This window comes from Devosia equisanguinis (assembly GCF_900631955.1).
GTDB classification, from domain to species: domain Bacteria; phylum Pseudomonadota; class Alphaproteobacteria; order Rhizobiales; family Devosiaceae; genus Devosia; species Devosia equisanguinis.
This window is the reverse complement of the sequence record NZ_UZWD01000028.1, coordinates 68,689-85,962: the sequence shown is the minus strand read 5'-3', so window position 1 is coordinate 85,962 and position 17,274 is coordinate 68,689. Positions and strand designations below refer to the sequence as shown.

Below are 17,274 nucleotides of genomic sequence, written 5' to 3'. Positions count from 1 at the left end.
CCCATGTCCCGTGAACGCCTTTATCTCTTCGACACCACTCTGCGCGATGGTGCCCAGACCGCCGGCATCGAGTTCTCGCTCGAGGACAAGATCGCCATTATCGGCCTGCTCGAGGATCTTGGCGTCGACTATATCGAAGGCGGCTATCCCGGTGCCAATCCGGTCGACACCAGCTTTTTCGAGCGTCGCCGCACGAAAAAGGCTGTGTTCACCGCCTTCGGTATGACCAAGCGGGCAGGGCGCTCTGCTGCCAATGATCCGGGCGTCATGGGCCTCACCCAATCGGCCGCCGACGCCACCTGCTTCGTGGCTAAGGCCTGGGATTATCAGGTCGAGCTGGCGCTGGGCTCGACCACAGACGAGCACCTCGAAGGCATTGCCGACACGGTGCGCACCGCGATTGCCGCCGGCAAGGAAGCGCTGATCGACCTCGAACACTTTTTCGATGGCTACAAGGCCAACCCGTCCTATGCTCTGGCGTGCGTACAAACCGCTCTTGACGCCGGTGCCCGCTGGGTGGTGCTCTGCGACACCAATGGCGGCACCATGCCGTCTGAAATCCGCGAAATCGTCGGCGCGGTGCTGAAGATCGCCCCCGGCGATCGTCTCGGCATCCATCCGCATGACGATACCGGCCAGGCCGTTGCCAATGCGCTGGCTGCCGTGGAGGCCGGCGTGCGCCAGGTGCAGGGGACGCTCAATGGCCTCGGCGAACGCTGCGGCAACACCAATCTGGTGACGCTGATCCCGACCCTGGTACTAAAACCCTACTATGCTGAGCGATTCGAAACCGGCATCACGCCCGCGCAGCTGGAGCGTCTGACCCACATTTCCCGTGCCTTCGATGACCGGCTCAATCGTGCGCCCGCTCGACAGGCGCCCTATGTCGGCGCCTCCGCCTTCGCCACCAAGGCCGGCATCCATGCGTCGGCTTTGCTCAAGGATTTTTCCACCTATGAGCATGTGCCGCCCGAAAGCGTCGGCAATGAACGTTCGATCATGGTCAGTCAGCAGGCCGGCAAATCCAATCTGCTCACAGCCCTGGCGCGGCACCACATCACCCTAGAAAAAGACGATCCGCGCCTCGAAAAGCTCCTCGCGACCGTCAAGGAGCGCGAGGCGCGCGGCTATTCCTATGACGGCGCCGACGCGTCCTTTGCGGTGCTGGCGCGGCGGGTGCTCGGCACCTTGCCGAACTTTTTCGATGTCGAGAACTACCGCGCAATGGTCGAGCGGCGCCACAATGCCCAGGGCGAGGAAATCACCGTCACCGAGGCCGTGGTCAAGATCCGCGTGGCCGGCGAACTTCTGATGTCGGTTGCCGAAGGCAATGGTCCGGTCAATGCGCTGGACCTGGCATTGCGCAAGGATCTGGGCATCTATTCGCGCCGCATCGAGGACCTTGAACTGGTCGATTTCAAGGTGCGTATCCTGGACGGCGGCACGGGCGCGGTCACCCGTGTACTGGTCGAAAGCCGCGATGGCAGCGGTGAACGCTGGGTCACCATCGGCGTCTCCCCCAATATCATTGATGCCTCGTTTGAAGCTCTGTATGAATCAATCACCTACAAGCTGTTGAAGACTGACGCGGCACAGGATTCGGCGGACTAGCGCAGTAGAAAAATCCATCGGTCCATACGACCGTCTGTTCATCGCCGGGAGGGTAAACTGGCCGACACTGCTCCGAAACGTCCTCTAGCTCTGACTATCGGAGCGGCAGCTGCAACTCTGTTGGTTGTCCTCGGTGTCCTCACCGGTCCGTCCGTCGTTACCTGCTTCAACAGCCCCGACGGCATGGGTCAGTGCCTGCGTGGCAAGATGGTCGATGCCGGCCTCTTCCCGCCGCCGCCCGCCACCGAGATCGCCGAAACCGAAGCGCCGGCCGAACCCGCCGTCGAGACCCCGGCCGCTGCGCCAGCCGAAGGCGAAGTCACCGAGGCCCCAGCGCTCGACGTCACCGAGCCGACCCAGACCGCAATGGCGCCTGCCGATGTCGTCGCCGCCACCTTTGGCCTGTTGCGGGCCGAGCCCGATGGCTCCGTCGTCATCGCCGGCAGCGGCACGCCCGGCAGCGAGGTTGAAGTCTATCTCAATGGCTCGCTTCTCGGCCGCGCCACCGTCGAAACCTCGGGCGATTGGGTGCTCGTGCCCGATGCACCGCTGCCTCCCGGCGGCGTCGAGATCACGCTCGGCGAAAAGGGCAAGACCGGCCAGTCTCCTGATTCCTTCGTTGTCGTCATTCACGACGACAAGACCACCCAGCCGCTTGTGGTTGCCAGCGCACCCGGCCAGGCCAGTGAAATTCTCCAGGGCCTGATCCGCACGCCCGAGCAACCCATCCAGACCGCCACGGCTCCCGCCACCACGCCGGCAGCGCCTACGACAGCAGCGCCTGCCACAGAAGCCGTGGCTGTGCCGCCTGCTGCGCCGCAGCCGACGCCTCCTGCCTCAGAGCCGGCCGCCCCGGCAGCAACTGAAACTCCTGCTGCTGACACGCCTGCTGCTCCCATGCAGACCGCTTCCAGCGAACCCGCTGCCACGACGCCCGAAGCGCCAGCTTCAGCCGTGGCAGCTGGCGATACAGCGGAGCCCGCGCCTGCTGCCGCATTGCCGGACACCACTGCGCCTGCCATTCCTGCAGAGCAGCCCGCGTCCACGCCGGAGTCCGCGGTTCCGACTGCACCGGCACCGACCCAAACGGCTGCTACCACCCCGCAACCGGCAGGGGACACGGCTGCCGCTGCCGCTGCACCCGAACCGGCCGCGCAAACAGCTGTGGTGAGCCCGCAGCCAGCGACCGATCCTGCACCAGCGTCGCCCACCTTGGCCGACACCGTTACCACCATCGACGCCATCGAAATCGAAGGTGCGCGCACCTTCTTCGCCGGCGGCGGTCCCAATGGCGGCATCATCCGGCTCTATGTCGATGATGTGCATATTGCCGATGCCGTCGTCGACAATGGCCGCTGGCTGGTCGAAGCCGGCTCGGTGCTCGACAAGCCGAGCCAGCGCATCCGCGCCGATCTGCTGCAACCGGGCTCAGCCACCGTGCTGTCGCGCGCCGAAGTCGATTTTGTCGTGCAACTGCCCGAAACCGAGCAATCGTCCATTGCCGTCGCCGACGCCCCTGTGGCGCCTGCTGCGCCCGCGTCCCAACCCGCAGCCACTGCGGCCGCTGCCGCGCCGGCTGAAGCGCCAGCCAGCGGCGAAGCCACTGCCGCGCCGGCCCAATCGGCATCGGCCGTGCCGACGCAGATCGCGCCGTCAGCGCCCGTTGCCCCGGCCTCCAGCCAGCAGGAGCCAGCGGTGCCTCCGCCAGAAGTTCCGGCGACGGCACCGTCTGTACAGCAGGCCCCTGCCGCCGCGCCCGCGGCAGCTACGCCGGCGGCACAGCCCGCGCTAGCAGCGCCGCAGCCTGAAACGGCTCCGGCCGCACCGCCGGCCGAGCCTGCCAGTGCTCCGCCCGCTCCGTCGTCGCCTGCCACCGCATCCGAGCCTGCGCCTGCAACGGCAGCGCCGGTCCCTGCGGCCCAGCCGCAACCGGCTGTGCCCACTCTGGTGGCGGTGTCGGTCGGCGATCCCGACGCCCAGCGCTTCGCCGCCGGCAAGGCGATCATTCGCCGGGGCGACAATCTCTGGACCATTGCCCGCCGCGTCTATGGCGAGGGCATCAAGTACACCACGATCTACGAGGCCAATACCGGCCAGATCCGCGATCCGCATCGCATCTATCCGGGCCAGGTGTTCGATCTGCCCACCGGCCAGTAACCCAGCAAAAAAACGGCGCCGCGAGGCGCCGTTTCTCCATTGGGATTGACCTTGCGGCCAATCCTCCCCATCTTCTATCGTAATTATGCGATCAACTGGCCCCCTAGAGATGCGCGACGACGACATTGCCACCATCATGCGAGCCTTGGGCCACCCGGTCCGGCTCAATATTCTGCGCATCCTGGCGACCCAGCAACAGGGGCAGTGCTGCTGCGCCGACGTGACCGAATCCCTGCCGCTGGCACAATCGACTGTCTCTCAGCACATCAAGGTGCTGCTCGATGCTGGCCTGATCGAGCGCAAGCCGCACGGCACGCGCAATCGCTATTGTATCCGCCATGACCGGCTGTCCGAACTGGGCGCCGCCTTTGGCGGCCTGCTCCAGGGTCTGACGCCGCTCGCGGTCCCCCAGGAAGCGGAACTGGCCTGATGTCTCAGAACAATGCTGAAAAGAAGCCGTCCGTCAGCGCGGACGAGGGCTCGGTATTCGCTACCGTTCGCAATCTCTGGGCCTATATGTGGCCGGCCGACCGGGCCGATCTGAAGCTCCGCGTCATCCTCGCCATTGCGGCGCTGCTGGCCAGCAAGGTGGCCACCACGCTCGTGCCCTTCGCCTATAAGGGCATCATCGATAGCCTCGACGGTTCCGGCGCCAATGGCGCCCTGATCCTGGGTCTGGCTGTGCCGATCGCGCTTGTCATCGCCTATGCGCTGGGCAACGTCATCGATGCCGGCTTCCAGCAATTGCGCGACGTGCTCTTCGCCAGTGTTGGTCAGCATGCGGTGCGCAAGCTGGCGCTCGAAACCTTCCACCACATGCATCGCCTCTCGCTGCGCTTCCATCTGCAGCGGCGTACCGGTGGCCTTTCCCGTGTTATCGAGCGCGGCACCAAGGGCATCGAGACGGTCGTCCGTTTCGCCATGCTCAATATCGCCCCCACCATCGTCGAATTCGTCGTCGTGGCCATCATTTTCGTCTGGCTGTTCGGCGTCAGCTATCTCGGCGTGCTGGTGGTGATGATTTGGGCCTATCTCTATTTCACCATCAAGGCCTCGAACTGGCGCATCGCCATCCGTCGGGACATGAACAATTCCGACACCGATGCCAATGGCAAGGCCATCGACAGCCTGCTCAATTTCGAGACCGTGAAATACTTCGCCAACGAGAAGATGGAGGCGGAGCGCTACGACGCATCCATGGCCGGCTATGAGCGCTCGGCCATCCGCATCTGGACCTCGCTCGGCTTCCTCAATTTCGGCCAGGCCGTCATCTTCTACGGCGGCTTCCTGATCATCTCGATCATGGCCATCGTCGGGGTCATGAACAAGACGCTCACCCTGGGCGACTTCGTGCTTCTCAACACCTTCCTGATGCAGATCTACCGGCCACTCAACTTCATCGGCTTCGTCTATCGCGAACTTCGGCAGGGCCTCACCGATATCGAGGAGATGTTCAAGCTGCTCGATCAGGACCCGGAAATCGTCGACAAGCCCGATGCCAGGCCGCTGGCCGTCTCTGGCCCGGTCATTCGTTTCGAGGACGTCACCTTCCACTATGACCCCGATCGCCCCATCCTCAAGAGCGTCAGCTTCGAGGTCCCGGCCGGCAAAACCGTAGCCATTGTCGGCCCGACCGGGGCCGGCAAGTCCACCATTTCGCGCCTGCTGTTCCGCTTCTATGACGTCACAGGTGGCCGCATCACCATTGACGGTCAGGACCTTCGCGACGTGACGCAGGAGAGCCTGCGCTCGGCCATCGGCATGGTCCCGCAGGACACCGTGCTGTTCAATGACACCATCGGCTACAATATCCAGTACGGCCGCCCCGGCGCCTCCATGGATGAGGTGCGCGAGGCAGCACGCATGGCCCAGGTCGGCGATTTCATCGATGCGCTGCCCAAGGGCTACGATACGCCCGTCGGCGAGCGTGGCCTGAAACTTTCTGGTGGCGAGAAACAGCGCGTGGCGATCGCCCGCACCATCCTCAAGTCGCCCTCCATCCTCATTCTCGACGAGGCCACCTCGGCGCTCGACACCAAGACCGAGCGCGATATCCAACAGGCTCTCGACGAGGTCTCGCGCAATCGCACTACTGTGGTCATCGCCCACCGGCTGTCCACCGTCGTCAATGCCGACGAAATCCTGGTTCTGCGCGAGGGCCTGGTGGCCGAACGCGGCAATCACTATGAGCTTCTGGCGCAGGACGGCCTCTACGCCCAGATGTGGAACCGCCAGCGCGAGGCCACCGAGGCCGAGGAACTCCTGGCCCGCACCCAGAACGACCCCGACGGCTTCGTCCGCCGCGGCACGCCGGCAGCGGAGTGATGTCACTTCACGAACCGCTTATGTGGCCAATCAGCTCGTAAGCGGTTCGGTGTTTTGACGCAGCCACTCTTCCAGCACGTCCTTGCGAAACGTACCGGCTTCGAGATGACGATAAATGAACGTTTCGATCTCGACGTTGTCGGCAGCGATGTCCGTGCCATTGAGCTGCAGGAATAGTTCGAGGCAGGCATAGGCAACGCGTTTATTGCCGTCGACAAAGCCGTGGTTCATGGCCAAGCTTTCCCACAGTGCGGCTGCTTCCTCGATCAGATCGGTATAATAGCCAGTCTGAGGTCTTAGCAATGCTGCCTCGATCAAGCCCAGATCACGTACGCCCCTGGCGCCGCCAAACGCGGTGATCAGTATCTCATGGATGCGCAGAGCTTCGTCCAGAGTTAGATAACTGAACGCCATCGCAGCTTACTTCGCCAATGCCTCATATAGCGACTTGCGGCGCTCCACGCTGCGCTTCATGAGGTCTTCTATGACAGGCCGTACCTTGGGCTGCGTTTGCGACGCTTCCCAAGCAGCAAACTGTTCGCCCGACAGGATCACGGCCACGTCTCGTCCATTTTTCTGGACACGTACGGGTTCCGCTTGGGCCATCTCCAGCAACTGGCCGAACTTGTTTTTCGCTTCCGTTGCAGACATAGAGGCCATATAAAAATCCTTAGCTGAATTAGCTATTTCATAAGTTAGCTATTTTAGCTGAAAATGCAAGAGGCCCACATTGCTGCGGGCCTCTCTCAGGTCAGTGTCGGTTTAGGCTCAGCTACTCCGCCGCGTCCCGTCGGCTGACAACCGTCACGCCATTGGCTTCCTTTTCCACCAGGCCTGCCTCCTTGGAGACGATGTAGCGCCTGGCGCCGTCGGCCTCCTCGGGGACTTCGACGGCCATGCCATCGAAACCAGCAGGGGTAGCCATGGCGGGCTTGCGGCGGAAGGGGTTCGAGATGACGCCGCCCAGGGCCACAAACAGCCCGCCCAGCCATTTCATCTGTTTCCACAACACTGTGGGTGCGGTGATCATCACCGGCACCATGATCAGCGTCAGCGCCGTCGAGAAGAACAGGCCCGATACCAGCGCCGCCGACAGATGGATGAACCACGACCCTGCAAGACCGCCAATGACGATCTCGCGGCGGATGAAGTCGAACTCCACATTCGCCCACATCGGGATCACGCCCAGCGCCGTGAGGAAGGCGGTGAGCAGCACCGGCCGCACGCGCTGGCTCACGGTCAAGAGCATAGCCTTGACCGCCTCCACCTGTTGATGGCGGTGATAGTCGTTATAGGTGTCGATCAACACGATGCCGTTCTTCACCACGATACCCGCCAACGCCACGATGCCGAGACCGGTCATGATGGCCGAGAAGGTCATCCCGGTGATCAGCATGCCCAAAAGCACGCCGGCCACCGACATGATCACCGTCGAGAGCGTCACCATCACCTGGTAGAAGCTGTTGTACTCGAGCAGCAGGATGAAGAAGATCAACGCCATAGCCATGCCGAAGGCCTGGACAATGAATGCGTTGGCATCGCCCATCTGCTCCTCGGCGCCGCCGAAGGTCACCTTCACGCGTTCTGGGAAGCCCTGCTCGCCGATCCAGGTCTGCAGTTCCTTCACCTTGTCGGCGGCATAGACGCCCTCGGGCAGGTTCACGAGGCCCGCAGCCACGTTCATCGTATAGACCTGGTTGCGACGCTGGATGGTCGCCACCTTCGGTACGGCCTTGCGCTCGATGAAGTTGCTGACCGGGATCAGCCCCTGTGCCGTGGCGATACGCATGGAGTCGAGCGCGTCGAAGGTCCGCTCGTCCTTGGGCAGCCGCACCCGGATATCCAGCTCGTCGCCGGTTTCCGCGTCACGATAGGTGCCCAGTTTCACGCCGGAGGTGATCAGCTGCACATAGGGCGCCAGTTCGCGCACGCCGATGCCATATTTGCCGGCCTCAACACGGTCGATGGTGATCTGCCAGTCGATGCCGGGGGAGGGGCGACCGTCTTCGAGGTCGACCACTTCCGGCCAGCTGGCGAGATGGTTGCGGATCGCGGTGACCGCCGGAACCAGGTCGTCATAGCTGGTGCTTTCGACCCGCATATTGATGTCCTTGCCAGCAGGCGGACCGTTCTCCGCCGCCAGCACCTGGATGTCGAGACCGGCAAAGCCGGCCACGCGCTGGCGGATTTCGGCGAAGATCGTCTCGGCCGGCACGCGATGGTTCCAGTTGGTCAGCTGCAGCTGGAAATTGCCGATCGTGTCGGGCGGTGTGGTGCCGAACGCGCCGGTCGAGCCGAACTGCATGATCACGTCCTGCACGCCCGGAACCTGGATCAGCTGATCTTCGATCTCCACCAGCATGTCGCGGATTTCTTCGGGCGAGTAGTTGCCACGCCCGACCACGGCCACCGTCGCGAATTCCGGTTCGGACGCCGGGAAGGCTTCGGTGCCGGTCGGATTGGCGGCATAGGTGGCAAAGATGACCGCGATAATGCCGAAACCCACCGCCAGCGTAGGCAACGGCCAATGCAGCAGCTTGTCCATGACGCGAACATAGAGCCCGGTCAGGCCGCCGACTTTTTTGACGTCGAACTTGTCGGGATACATGACGATATCGGCCTTGGCCTTCGCCTTCTCGTCCACATGGGTCGAGGCGATCACCGAGCCGATCACCGGCATGAAGATCAGGGCCGAGATGAAGGAGGCGATCATGACGATGATCACGATCATCGGCAGATAGCTCATGAACTTGCCGATGATACCCGGCCAGAACAGCAGCGGCACGAAGGCGCCCAGCGTCGTGGCCGTCGCGCCCACCACGGGCACGAACATCTTGCGCATGGCCATGATGAAGGCTTCCTTCTTCGGAACGCCTTCCATCAGCTTTCGCTCGGCATATTCGACCACCACGACGGGGTCGTCCACAAGGACGCCTACCGCGATCACCAGTCCGAACATCACCATCATGTTGATGGTCATGCCCAGCATATCGGCGACGAGGAAGGCCATCATGAACGACAGCGGAATGGAAAGGCCGATCATCAGGGCAGGGCGCACGCCGAGCGTCGCCACGCAGGTGATCAGCACCAGCGCCACGGCCGTCAGCACCGCCGCTTCCAGCGAACGGAACAGGCTGGTCGTGGTTTCGGCCTGGTCGAGGAAGAACGAGTAGGTCACCCCGCTCGGCCAGTCCTTGGCCACTTCCTCGGTGGTCGCGCGGACCTTGTCCGACACGTCGATGATGTTGGTGCCGAGCTTCTTGGAAATGCCCAGGATCAGGGCAGGAGAGCCATTGACCTGGGTATATTCGGTCGCGTCGGCCAGCGTGCGCGTGATGGTCGCCACATCGCCGAAGGTGACGATGGTATTGCCATCGGTTTTCAGCGGCAGCGCATAGACGTCCTCGGCCGTGGTGATAAGCCCCGGCACCTCGATGTTGAACGAGCCCTGTCCGGTGTTGATCGTGCCGCCGGGCACGACCATGTTGTTGCGGGCCAGCGCGTCGAACAGCTGTCCGGCGGTCAGGCCATAGGTTTCGAGGCGCAGCAGGTCGACACGGACTTCCAGCTGCTCCTTGCGCGAGCCGGAGAGCTTGGCTTCGCGCACTTCGCCGATGCCTTCGAGTGCGTCCTGCAGCTGCTTGGCGCGGCGCACCATTTCCTTCTCCGGCGCCGAACCATATATGGCCACCGAAATGATCGGCTGGCCCACCAGGTCGATTTCGTTGACGCTGGGATCGGTGGCGTCGTCCGGCAGTTTGGCCTTGACCGCGTCCATCTTGGCGCGGGTGTCGGCCAGCGCCTTGTCCTTGTCGGTATTGATGTCGAATTCGAGGAACACCGAGGCATGCCCGGTGGTCGAGGTGGAGCTGATATTCTGCAGCCCCGGCAGGTTAGCCAGCTCTTCTTCCGCCGGCTTGGCCAGGAGGTTTTCTGCGTCGCGGGGCGACACGCCGGTCTGGCTGATCGAGACGTAGAGATAAGGCACGTCGATGGCCGGGAAACTCTCCTTGGGCATCGACACATAGGCTGCGGTGCCAGCGGTCAGCAGCAGCACCATGACCGTCAGGACGACTCGCGGCATCCTGAGTATTTTTTCGATGAAATCGAGCATGTCTGCGTCCCTCAGCCGGCCGTGGTTTCGGTCTTCTCAGCCGTCGGGCTGGCATCGACATGCTGCCCGGCAGTGACGTTTTCCTGACCCACCGTGATCACATCGGCGGAGATCGGCAGCCCGGTCACCCAGACGCCGTCACGCGTGTCACTGACGATCTGGATCGGGTAGAAGGCGACAACGCCGTTTTCGACGGTGCGCACGCCCAATACGCCTTCATCGTCCAGCGTCAGGACAGATTGCGGCAGCAGCTGGCCTGGCGCGGTGCCGATCTTGACCACGGCCTGCGCGGTGACGCCGTCGCGGATCGAGTAATCGGCATTGGGCAGCTCGATTTCGGCCGGGAAAGCACGCGTGGCGTTGTCGGCGACCGAAGAAATATAGGTCACCTTGCCCTCGACGGTCTGGCCGGTCACCGTGGTGACAGACGCCGCCAGGCCCAGCTTGGCGAGACCGATATGGGCCTCGGGGACCATGCCGGTGAACACGATGGGGTTGAGCTGCACGATGGTGGCGCAGGGCTGGCCGGCCGCGAGCATGGCGCCGGCATCGGCCAGCGGGCTTTGCACGAGACCCGCCACCTTGGCGACGATTTCGGTACGATCCAGCTCGGCCTTGGCATTGTCGAGCCCGGCCTGGGCCTGGGAAACTCCGGCCTTGGCCTGGGCCAGGGCGACCTCGACCGACTGCGCGGTATTGGCAGCGGCAAGGCCGCGCGAGCGCAGGTCGGTGTTGGTATCGTAATTGAGCTGTGCCTGGGCCAGCGCCGCCTGTGCAGTGGCGAGGCCGGCCTCGGCCTGCGCCACGGCGGCGGCGCGCGTGCCCTGGTCAAGCGTGCACAGCTTGTCGCCGACATTGACCTGCTGGCCGCGCGTCACATGAACGACGTCGATAGTGCCGGCGGTCTCGGCAACGGCGGTGACGGTAGCCTTGGCCTGGGTCCGGCCGCGCAGCGGCACTTCGATCGCCATGGGCTTGGCGACAAAGGTCTGCACCCGCACGCTCTGCAACGGTGCCGCGGCGCCGGTCGTGGCTTCATTGCGCTGGGCAATGGTCAGCGTGGGGTCGACCTCGGGCTTGTGATGTTCGGCCAGCACACCGGCATCGCCGAGCGCGGTGGCAAGCGGGCCGTGCTCTTCGCCTTCGAGCACCGAAACGATCGGCTTTTCTCCCTTGCCCGGGCCCTGTCCGCCCTGAACCAGAGTGCCGGTCGCCAGCCATCCGCCCGCCAGCAGCAGGATCATGAAGGCAAGGCCATAAGAAAACAGTGCGCGCATTATTGGTCTTGCCCCTTATTCCGCGGCGTTCTTGGCAGGTTCGGCCTGCGCCAGATCGATTAGTTTGTGCATATGGGTACGCATATAGGCCATGGCAACGTCCCCGATGGCTCGGCCGAAATCGATGATCCACTCATCGGCGGCCGTGCACTCCATGTCCTCGGTAGTGGTCTCGAGTTTGGACCAGCGGTCCTCCTGGCGTTTCAGGAACTCGTTGCAGCGCTGCTCCACCAGTTCGCGCGGCAGGATATGTGCGAAGCGGGCGAACAGCAGGAACGGGCTGCGGAACACGTCCTCGGCCAGCGGCCCGGACAGCTGCTCGGCAAAGGCCTGGCGGCCCGCCTCGGTAATGGTATAGACGCGTCGCGCTGGCTTGCCGTCCTGCGGCACCAGCTGGCTGGTCACCGAGCCCTCTTCCTCGAGCTTGGCCAAGGCCGGGTAGATCGACCCGTAGCTTGCCTCCACGAAATAGGCGAACTCCTCGTCCGTGCACATGCGGCGGATATCGTAACCGCTGGCATCCCCGTTATAGAGGATGGACAGGCAGAGGGTTTTGACGTTCATGCACCCGTTCCAGGCATATTATGGGCCGATATATGCTTGCCCTATATATTCTGGTCCGGAATATAGCAACCGGGTGCGTGGCGGCGAGTGCGCAGGTCAGTTAAGCATTGATTGCATGGGCGCCGTCTAGTCCAGCAATCTGCGCATTTCTGCCGCAGCCTGTTGCGCCAGGTCCAGGCTGGCGGCCGCGACGAAATAGGGGTTGAGGAATTTGAGAGATCCCTTCCCATAAGCCATCGGCGCACCATCCAGCGTCACCACGGCTCCACCCGCCGCTTCAAGCACAGCCTGGCCCGCAGCGGTATCCCATTCGCAAGTCGGCGTAAACCGGGGGTAAAGCTGCGCCTCGCCCCGCGCCAATAGGCAGAACTTCAGCGACGAGCCTACCGACAGATCCGCCTCGACATCCAGCGTCCGGCACAACTGTTCCAGCGCGGCATGGCCATGTGAGCGGCTGGCGACGATTTTCGGCCTTGGCCGCGCGGCGACGCCGATAGGCCGACGCTCGGTGACCACGCCATCCACAATCTTGCCTGACCAGGCGCCACCCTCATCGCCCACGAAAATCTCGCCCGTAGTCGGCGCCAGCACCACGCCCATAACGGGCCGACCATTCTGCACCAGCCCGATATTGACGGTGAATTCGCCATTGCGCTTGATGAATTCCTTGGTCCCGTCCAGCGGATCAACCACGAAATACAGGTCGCCCAGTGTCGGCACGATCCCCGCCGCCACACTCTCTTCACCCAGCATCGGAATGCCGGTCGCCTCAAGATGGCGGATGATGACATCTTCGGCCGCCCGGTCCGCCTCGGTCACCGGCGAACCATCGTCCTTGCTGATCACCTGGATCGGCCTGTGATATATCGTGCAGATGGTCTCGGCCGCTTCGATCGCCGCCGCAATGGCGATGTCGGTAAGCGATGGGGCAGGGGTGGCCATGGCGCTCACGTCGCCGCCCCAATAGAAACGTCGAGCCCAAGATCGAGCGGTTTGGCGCCCATGGTGATCTGGCTGGTGGAAATATAGTCGACCCCGGTCTCCGCGATGGAGCGCACGCGATCGAGCTTGACGCCACCGGAGGCCTCGAGCTTGGCGCGACCCGCAGTGATGGCCACAGCCTGCACCAAAAGCGCATTGTCCATATTGTCGAGCATGATCACGCGTGCGCCTGCCGCCAACGCCTCTTCCAACTCAGCCAGCGTCGTCACTTCGATCTCGATGGCCACAAGATGCCCGGCAAAGGCCTCAGCGGCCCTGTAGGCAGCAGTGACGCTACCGGCGACGGCGATATGGTTGTCCTTGATCAGGATAGCGTCGTTGAGGGCATAGCGGTGGTTCGACCCGCCGCCACAGCGCACCGCATATTTTTCGAACGCGCGCAGCCCCGGTGTGGTCTTGCGCGTGTCGCAAATGCGCGCGCTGGTGCCTTGGATGGCATCGGCATAGGTCCGGGTCAGGGTCGAAATGCCGCTGAGATGATTGAGGAAATTGAGCGCCACCCGCTCGCCCGACATCACCAGCCGTGCCGGCCCCGTGACCTCTGCCACCACGCCGCCCACCGCAACGCGGTCGCCATCCTTGAGCCGCGGCGCGAAACTCACCCCGTCTCCCACCAGCCGAAAAGCCGCCGCCGCGAGGTCGAGACCCGCGATCACCCCAGCCTCGCGGGCGGAAATCTTGGCTGTTGCCCAGGCCTCTGGCGCCAATGTCGCCTGGCTCGTCAGGTCACCGGCCAGCCCCAGATCTTCCTCCAGCGCCGCCGCCACGGCACGCTCGACCAGAAGGCGGGGCAATTGAGCGGGAAAAGCGGTCATGGGCGGGGCACCGGCAGGGAAAAGCTGAGGCTGATTTACGCGCCGATATCGCCCGAGGCAACCACGCCCGGGAGTTCGCTTTTGCCCCAATTGCCGCTAGCGCAGCAAACTCTGCCCCCCATCGATCCAGACCGGGCTGCCGGTAACGTGCCGCGCCCCATCCGAAACGAGGAAGGTGATGACATCGGCCACGTCGCGGGCCTGGCCGCTTTCGCCATCGGTCAGCGGGATGTCGCCATCGGGGAAATCCACGGCAATGCCTGATTTTTCGCTGTTGCGATGCTCGGTATTGTCATCGATATCGCTTTCAATTGCGCCGGGGCAGACGGCATTGATGCGGATATTGCGCTTGCCCAGCTCCAGCGACAGCTGCTGCACCATGGCCAGTTGTCCCGCTTTCGTTGCCGAATAGGCGGTCGCGCCCGGCGAGGTGAACGTGCGCGTGCCGTTGATCGAGGAGACTACGACGATCGCCCCGCCACCGGCCCGTTCCAACGCCGACACCGCGTGATGGATGGTAAGGTAGGTGCCCTTGAGGTTGACCGTCATGGTCTGGTCCCACTCTTTGGGCGTCAACTCGTCGATCGGCGCCCACACCCCGTTGATCCCGGCATTGGCCACCACGATATCGAGCCGGCCATGCTCGGCCTCGATCCGTTCGATGAGCTTGCGCATGCCAGCATCGTCGGTGATATCGGCCGTCGCCGCCACGGCCTTTCCGCCCTGTTGAACGATCTCGGCCGCGGTGGCTTCGACTTCTTCGGCCGTGCGGCTCATCGCCACCACTGTGGCGCCCGCTTCCGCCAGCGCCAGGGCCGTCGCCTTGCCGATGCCCGATCCGGCGCCGGTTACCAGCGCCACCTTGTTCGTCAGTCCTGCCATTATCGGTTCTCCATGCTGCCCAGGGGCAACGCGAAGAACCGGCAAAGGTTGTCGGCGAGGAGCGCTTAGTAGCCCGGTCCGCCGTGATCTGTGGTGATGATCGAGCGCGTCAGGCTGCCATTGGCGGGATAGAGCGGGATCAGGCAGGCCTGCAGGGCATGATAGATGTCCGGCTTGCCCACGAAGAGCCGCGAGGTCGGCGTTAGGTCTTCCTTGAGTTCGCTGATCCAGCCGCCGCGCACATGGTCGATCACGTGATTCTCGGCAAAATCCCAGAGCTTGCGATACCAGTGCTGGAAATATTCGTCGTGGTCATAGGCGCCGATATAGGCAGCGGCCCCGATCGCCTCGGCCACGGGCCACCAGAGCTTTTCCCGCATAATCGGCTGGTTGTTCCAGTCGAGCGTATAGAAGAAGCCGCCATGCACCTTGTCCCAGCACAGGTCGACGGCGTTGCGGAACAGGCCGCGTGCGGCCTCGGTCATCCAGCCATGCTCCTTGTGCCCGAGCACAAAAAGCTGGAACAGGAGGCGCGACCATTCCAGCGCATGGCCCGGCGTCGTGCCCGATGGGCGGAACATTTCCGAGCCCACAAAGTCCTTGTCGAGGCTCCAGTCCTCGTGAAAATGCTCGGCGACGCGATGCTCGAGCTTGACCGCGTTGCGGCGGATGATCAGGTCGGCAATCTTGGTTGCCTTCTTGATATACTCCTCCTTGCCGGTGGCTTCGAACGCGGCCATCAGCGCCTCGGTCAGATGCATGTTGGAGTTCTGGCCGCGATAGGTGCTCACCTGGCTCCAGTCATTGCCGAATTCCTCGCGCACTGCGCCGATCTTCTTGTCCCAGAAGCGGGTGTCGATCACCTCGGTTACGTCAGCGATCAACTGGTCGGCCAGTGGATGGCCCACCAGCTTGGCGCTGGCGCCGGCCAGCAGCACGAAGGCATGGCCATAGGCCTGCTTGCTGGCATCGACATAATTGCCGTCATCCAGCGACCACACATAGCCGCCATGGCGCTGGTCGCGGTGCTTTTCCCACAGATAGCGCATGCCATGATCGACGATCTCGTCCGATCCGGGCCGCCCCAGCAGGCTGCCGATGACGGCGCAATGGATCATGCGGGTGGTGACATGGATCTGCCGCACCGCATTGTCCGGATTCAGCGGCTCGCCATCGTCGCTGAGTTCGTAGAACCCGCCCTTGGGGTTGATCGAGGCCGCCTCGAAGAAATCGAACAGCCGATTGGCCTGCTCCATCAGATACTGCCGATGAAACGGCCGGATCTGCCAGGCGCCGGCATTGGTCTTGGGCAGGGAAAATTTGGCGTCGCTCATCGGGGCTCCCATCCGGCCATGCGGCCCGGCACTAATCTCCCGAGCCTTCTACCCAAACCCCGGCAACGTTGCAATTTTCGCGTTGGCCGCGATGCTTGTGTCGAGGCCGTTATCCCCGCGCGTACCAGGCCTCCACCCGCTTGACCTCTTCAGACGAGCCGAGAATGACCGGAATGCGCTGATGAATGCCGGTGGGCACCACCTCCAGCAGGCTCTCCCGCCCGGTGGTCGCGCGTCCACCCGCGCCCTCGATCAGCCAGGCCATCGGATTGGCTTCATAGAGCAGCCGCAGCCTGCCGCCCTTGGCGCGGGTCTCGCTGTCGAGCGGATAGAGGAAAATGCCGCCACGCATCAGGATGCGATGAACATCGGCCACCATCGATCCCACCCAGCGCATATTGTAACGCTTGCCGGCGGGCCCCGTTTCTCCCGCGACGTTCTCGCGCACATAGCCAGTGGTCGCCGCGTCCCAGAACCGGTCGCGCGCCGTGTTGATGGCATATTCGGCTGTGCTGTCCGGCACGCTGGCCTTGGCTTGGGTGAGAACCCATTGGTCCGCATCATCGAGTGTGAACACCGCCACATCGCCCGAAATGCGCAGCACCAGATTGATCGCCGGGCCATAGGCGATATAGCCCGCCGCCAGTTGCGCCCGTCCCGGCTGCAGCAAGCCGCCAGCCACGCCGAGCACCGAAAAAATCGTGCCCACGGTGACGTTTACGTCGAGGTTCGAAGACCCGTCCAGCGGGTCGGTGGCGACGATGAACCGGCCTTGATTCGCCATCTCAACCGCTTCATCCATCTCTTCCGAGATCAGAATCCCCACGGCAGGATTTTGCCCTAACTGATTCAAAACAATGTCGTTTGAGATGACGTCGAGCGCCTTTTGCGCCTCGCCCTGCACATTGACCGCGCCGACCACCCCGATCTGACCCTTGATTGCCGCCTGACGCAGCACCGAGGCGATTTCCACACCCGATGCGGCCATGGAAACAATGACGCTGCCGAGATCGGCGTCGTCGGTTTGGGCGCGCAGCCAGTCAAGCAGAGTGGTCATGAGGAGCATCCTTTCGATGCCCCACTGTCCCCAACCGCACCTATCAGACAAGGCAGACTTTCGGTTAGCATGGCGCGCCGGGCGTCTGGCCGCTGGCGCGGTGCGATCGGGCGCAGGCCTTAAAAGGCGCCGAAAT

At 63.3% G+C, this 17,274-nt stretch carries 14 protein-coding genes; 4 read left to right on the top strand and 10 right to left on the bottom strand.

The window, feature by feature from the left end:
- The first annotated feature begins 3 nt into the window (after positions 1-3).
- The 4 genes from cimA (at position 4) to DEVEQU_RS11555 (ending at position 6,093) form a co-directional block, all read left to right on the top strand.
- Positions 4-1,611 (top strand): citramalate synthase, encoded by a 1,608-nt coding sequence (cimA, locus tag DEVEQU_RS11570; protein ID WP_126150739.1) that lies wholly within the window; start codon positions 4-6, stop codon positions 1,609-1,611.
- Between the two features lie 120 nt (positions 1,612-1,731).
- The gene (locus tag DEVEQU_RS11565) at positions 1,732-3,768 is read left to right on the top strand and encodes a LysM peptidoglycan-binding domain-containing protein (protein WP_126150738.1); all 2,037 of its coding nucleotides are present in this window, start codon (positions 1,732-1,734) and stop codon (positions 3,766-3,768) included.
- 109 nt (positions 3,769-3,877) lie between these two features.
- Positions 3,878-4,198, top strand: coding sequence for an ArsR/SmtB family transcription factor (locus DEVEQU_RS11560; protein ID WP_164550360.1), 321 nt, complete (start codon positions 3,878-3,880; stop codon positions 4,196-4,198).
- On the top strand, positions 4,198-6,093 hold the full coding sequence (locus tag DEVEQU_RS11555) for an ABCB family ABC transporter ATP-binding protein/permease (protein ID WP_126150736.1): 1,896 nt from the start codon (positions 4,198-4,200) through the stop codon (positions 6,091-6,093). The genes DEVEQU_RS11560 and DEVEQU_RS11555 overlap by 1 nt, the downstream gene beginning before the upstream one ends.
- A gap of 30 nt (positions 6,094-6,123) precedes the next feature.
- Here DEVEQU_RS11555 and DEVEQU_RS11550 read toward each other — a convergent pair whose 3' ends face one another.
- The 10 genes from DEVEQU_RS11550 to DEVEQU_RS11505 form a co-directional block, all read right to left on the bottom strand.
- Complete coding sequence (locus DEVEQU_RS11550) at positions 6,124-6,507, bottom strand: type II toxin-antitoxin system death-on-curing family toxin (protein ID WP_126150735.1); 384 nt, start codon at positions 6,505-6,507, stop codon at positions 6,124-6,126.
- Between the two features lie 6 nt (positions 6,508-6,513).
- Positions 6,514-6,753: a type II toxin-antitoxin system prevent-host-death family antitoxin gene (locus tag DEVEQU_RS11545; protein ID WP_126150734.1), complete on the bottom strand. Its 240-nt coding sequence runs from the start codon at positions 6,751-6,753 to the stop codon at positions 6,514-6,516.
- A gap of 112 nt (positions 6,754-6,865) precedes the next feature.
- Positions 6,866-10,207, bottom strand: a complete 3,342-nt coding sequence (locus tag DEVEQU_RS11540; protein WP_126150733.1) for an efflux RND transporter permease subunit — start codon at positions 10,205-10,207, stop codon at positions 6,866-6,868.
- Positions 10,208-10,218: 11 nt separating this feature from the next.
- Positions 10,219-11,484: an efflux RND transporter periplasmic adaptor subunit gene (locus DEVEQU_RS11535; RefSeq protein WP_126150732.1), complete on the bottom strand. Its 1,266-nt coding sequence runs from the start codon at positions 11,482-11,484 to the stop codon at positions 10,219-10,221.
- 15 nt (positions 11,485-11,499) lie between these two features.
- A complete protein-coding gene (locus DEVEQU_RS11530; protein WP_126150731.1) occupies positions 11,500-12,048 on the bottom strand; it encodes a PadR family transcriptional regulator in 549 nt (182 codons plus the stop codon).
- A gap of 126 nt (positions 12,049-12,174) precedes the next feature.
- On the bottom strand, positions 12,175-12,990 hold the full coding sequence (gene cysQ, locus DEVEQU_RS11525) for a 3'(2'),5'-bisphosphate nucleotidase CysQ (RefSeq protein WP_126150730.1): 816 nt from the start codon (positions 12,988-12,990) through the stop codon (positions 12,175-12,177).
- A 5-nt stretch (positions 12,991-12,995) separates the two neighbouring features.
- Positions 12,996-13,865 carry a carboxylating nicotinate-nucleotide diphosphorylase gene (nadC, locus tag DEVEQU_RS11520; RefSeq protein WP_126150729.1) on the bottom strand — a complete coding sequence of 290 codons (870 nt, stop codon included), beginning with the start codon at positions 13,863-13,865 and terminating at the stop codon, positions 12,996-12,998.
- A 96-nt stretch (positions 13,866-13,961) separates the two neighbouring features.
- Complete coding sequence (locus DEVEQU_RS11515) at positions 13,962-14,747, bottom strand: SDR family oxidoreductase (protein ID WP_126150728.1); 786 nt, start codon at positions 14,745-14,747, stop codon at positions 13,962-13,964.
- A gap of 65 nt (positions 14,748-14,812) precedes the next feature.
- Positions 14,813-16,081: an AGE family epimerase/isomerase gene (locus tag DEVEQU_RS11510; RefSeq protein WP_126150727.1), complete on the bottom strand. Its 1,269-nt coding sequence runs from the start codon at positions 16,079-16,081 to the stop codon at positions 14,813-14,815.
- A 109-nt stretch (positions 16,082-16,190) separates the two neighbouring features.
- Entirely contained in the window at positions 16,191-17,138 is a 948-nt protein-coding gene (locus DEVEQU_RS11505) for a class 1 fructose-bisphosphatase (RefSeq protein ID WP_126150726.1), read from the bottom strand.
- Positions 17,139-17,274: the final 136 nt, after the last annotated feature.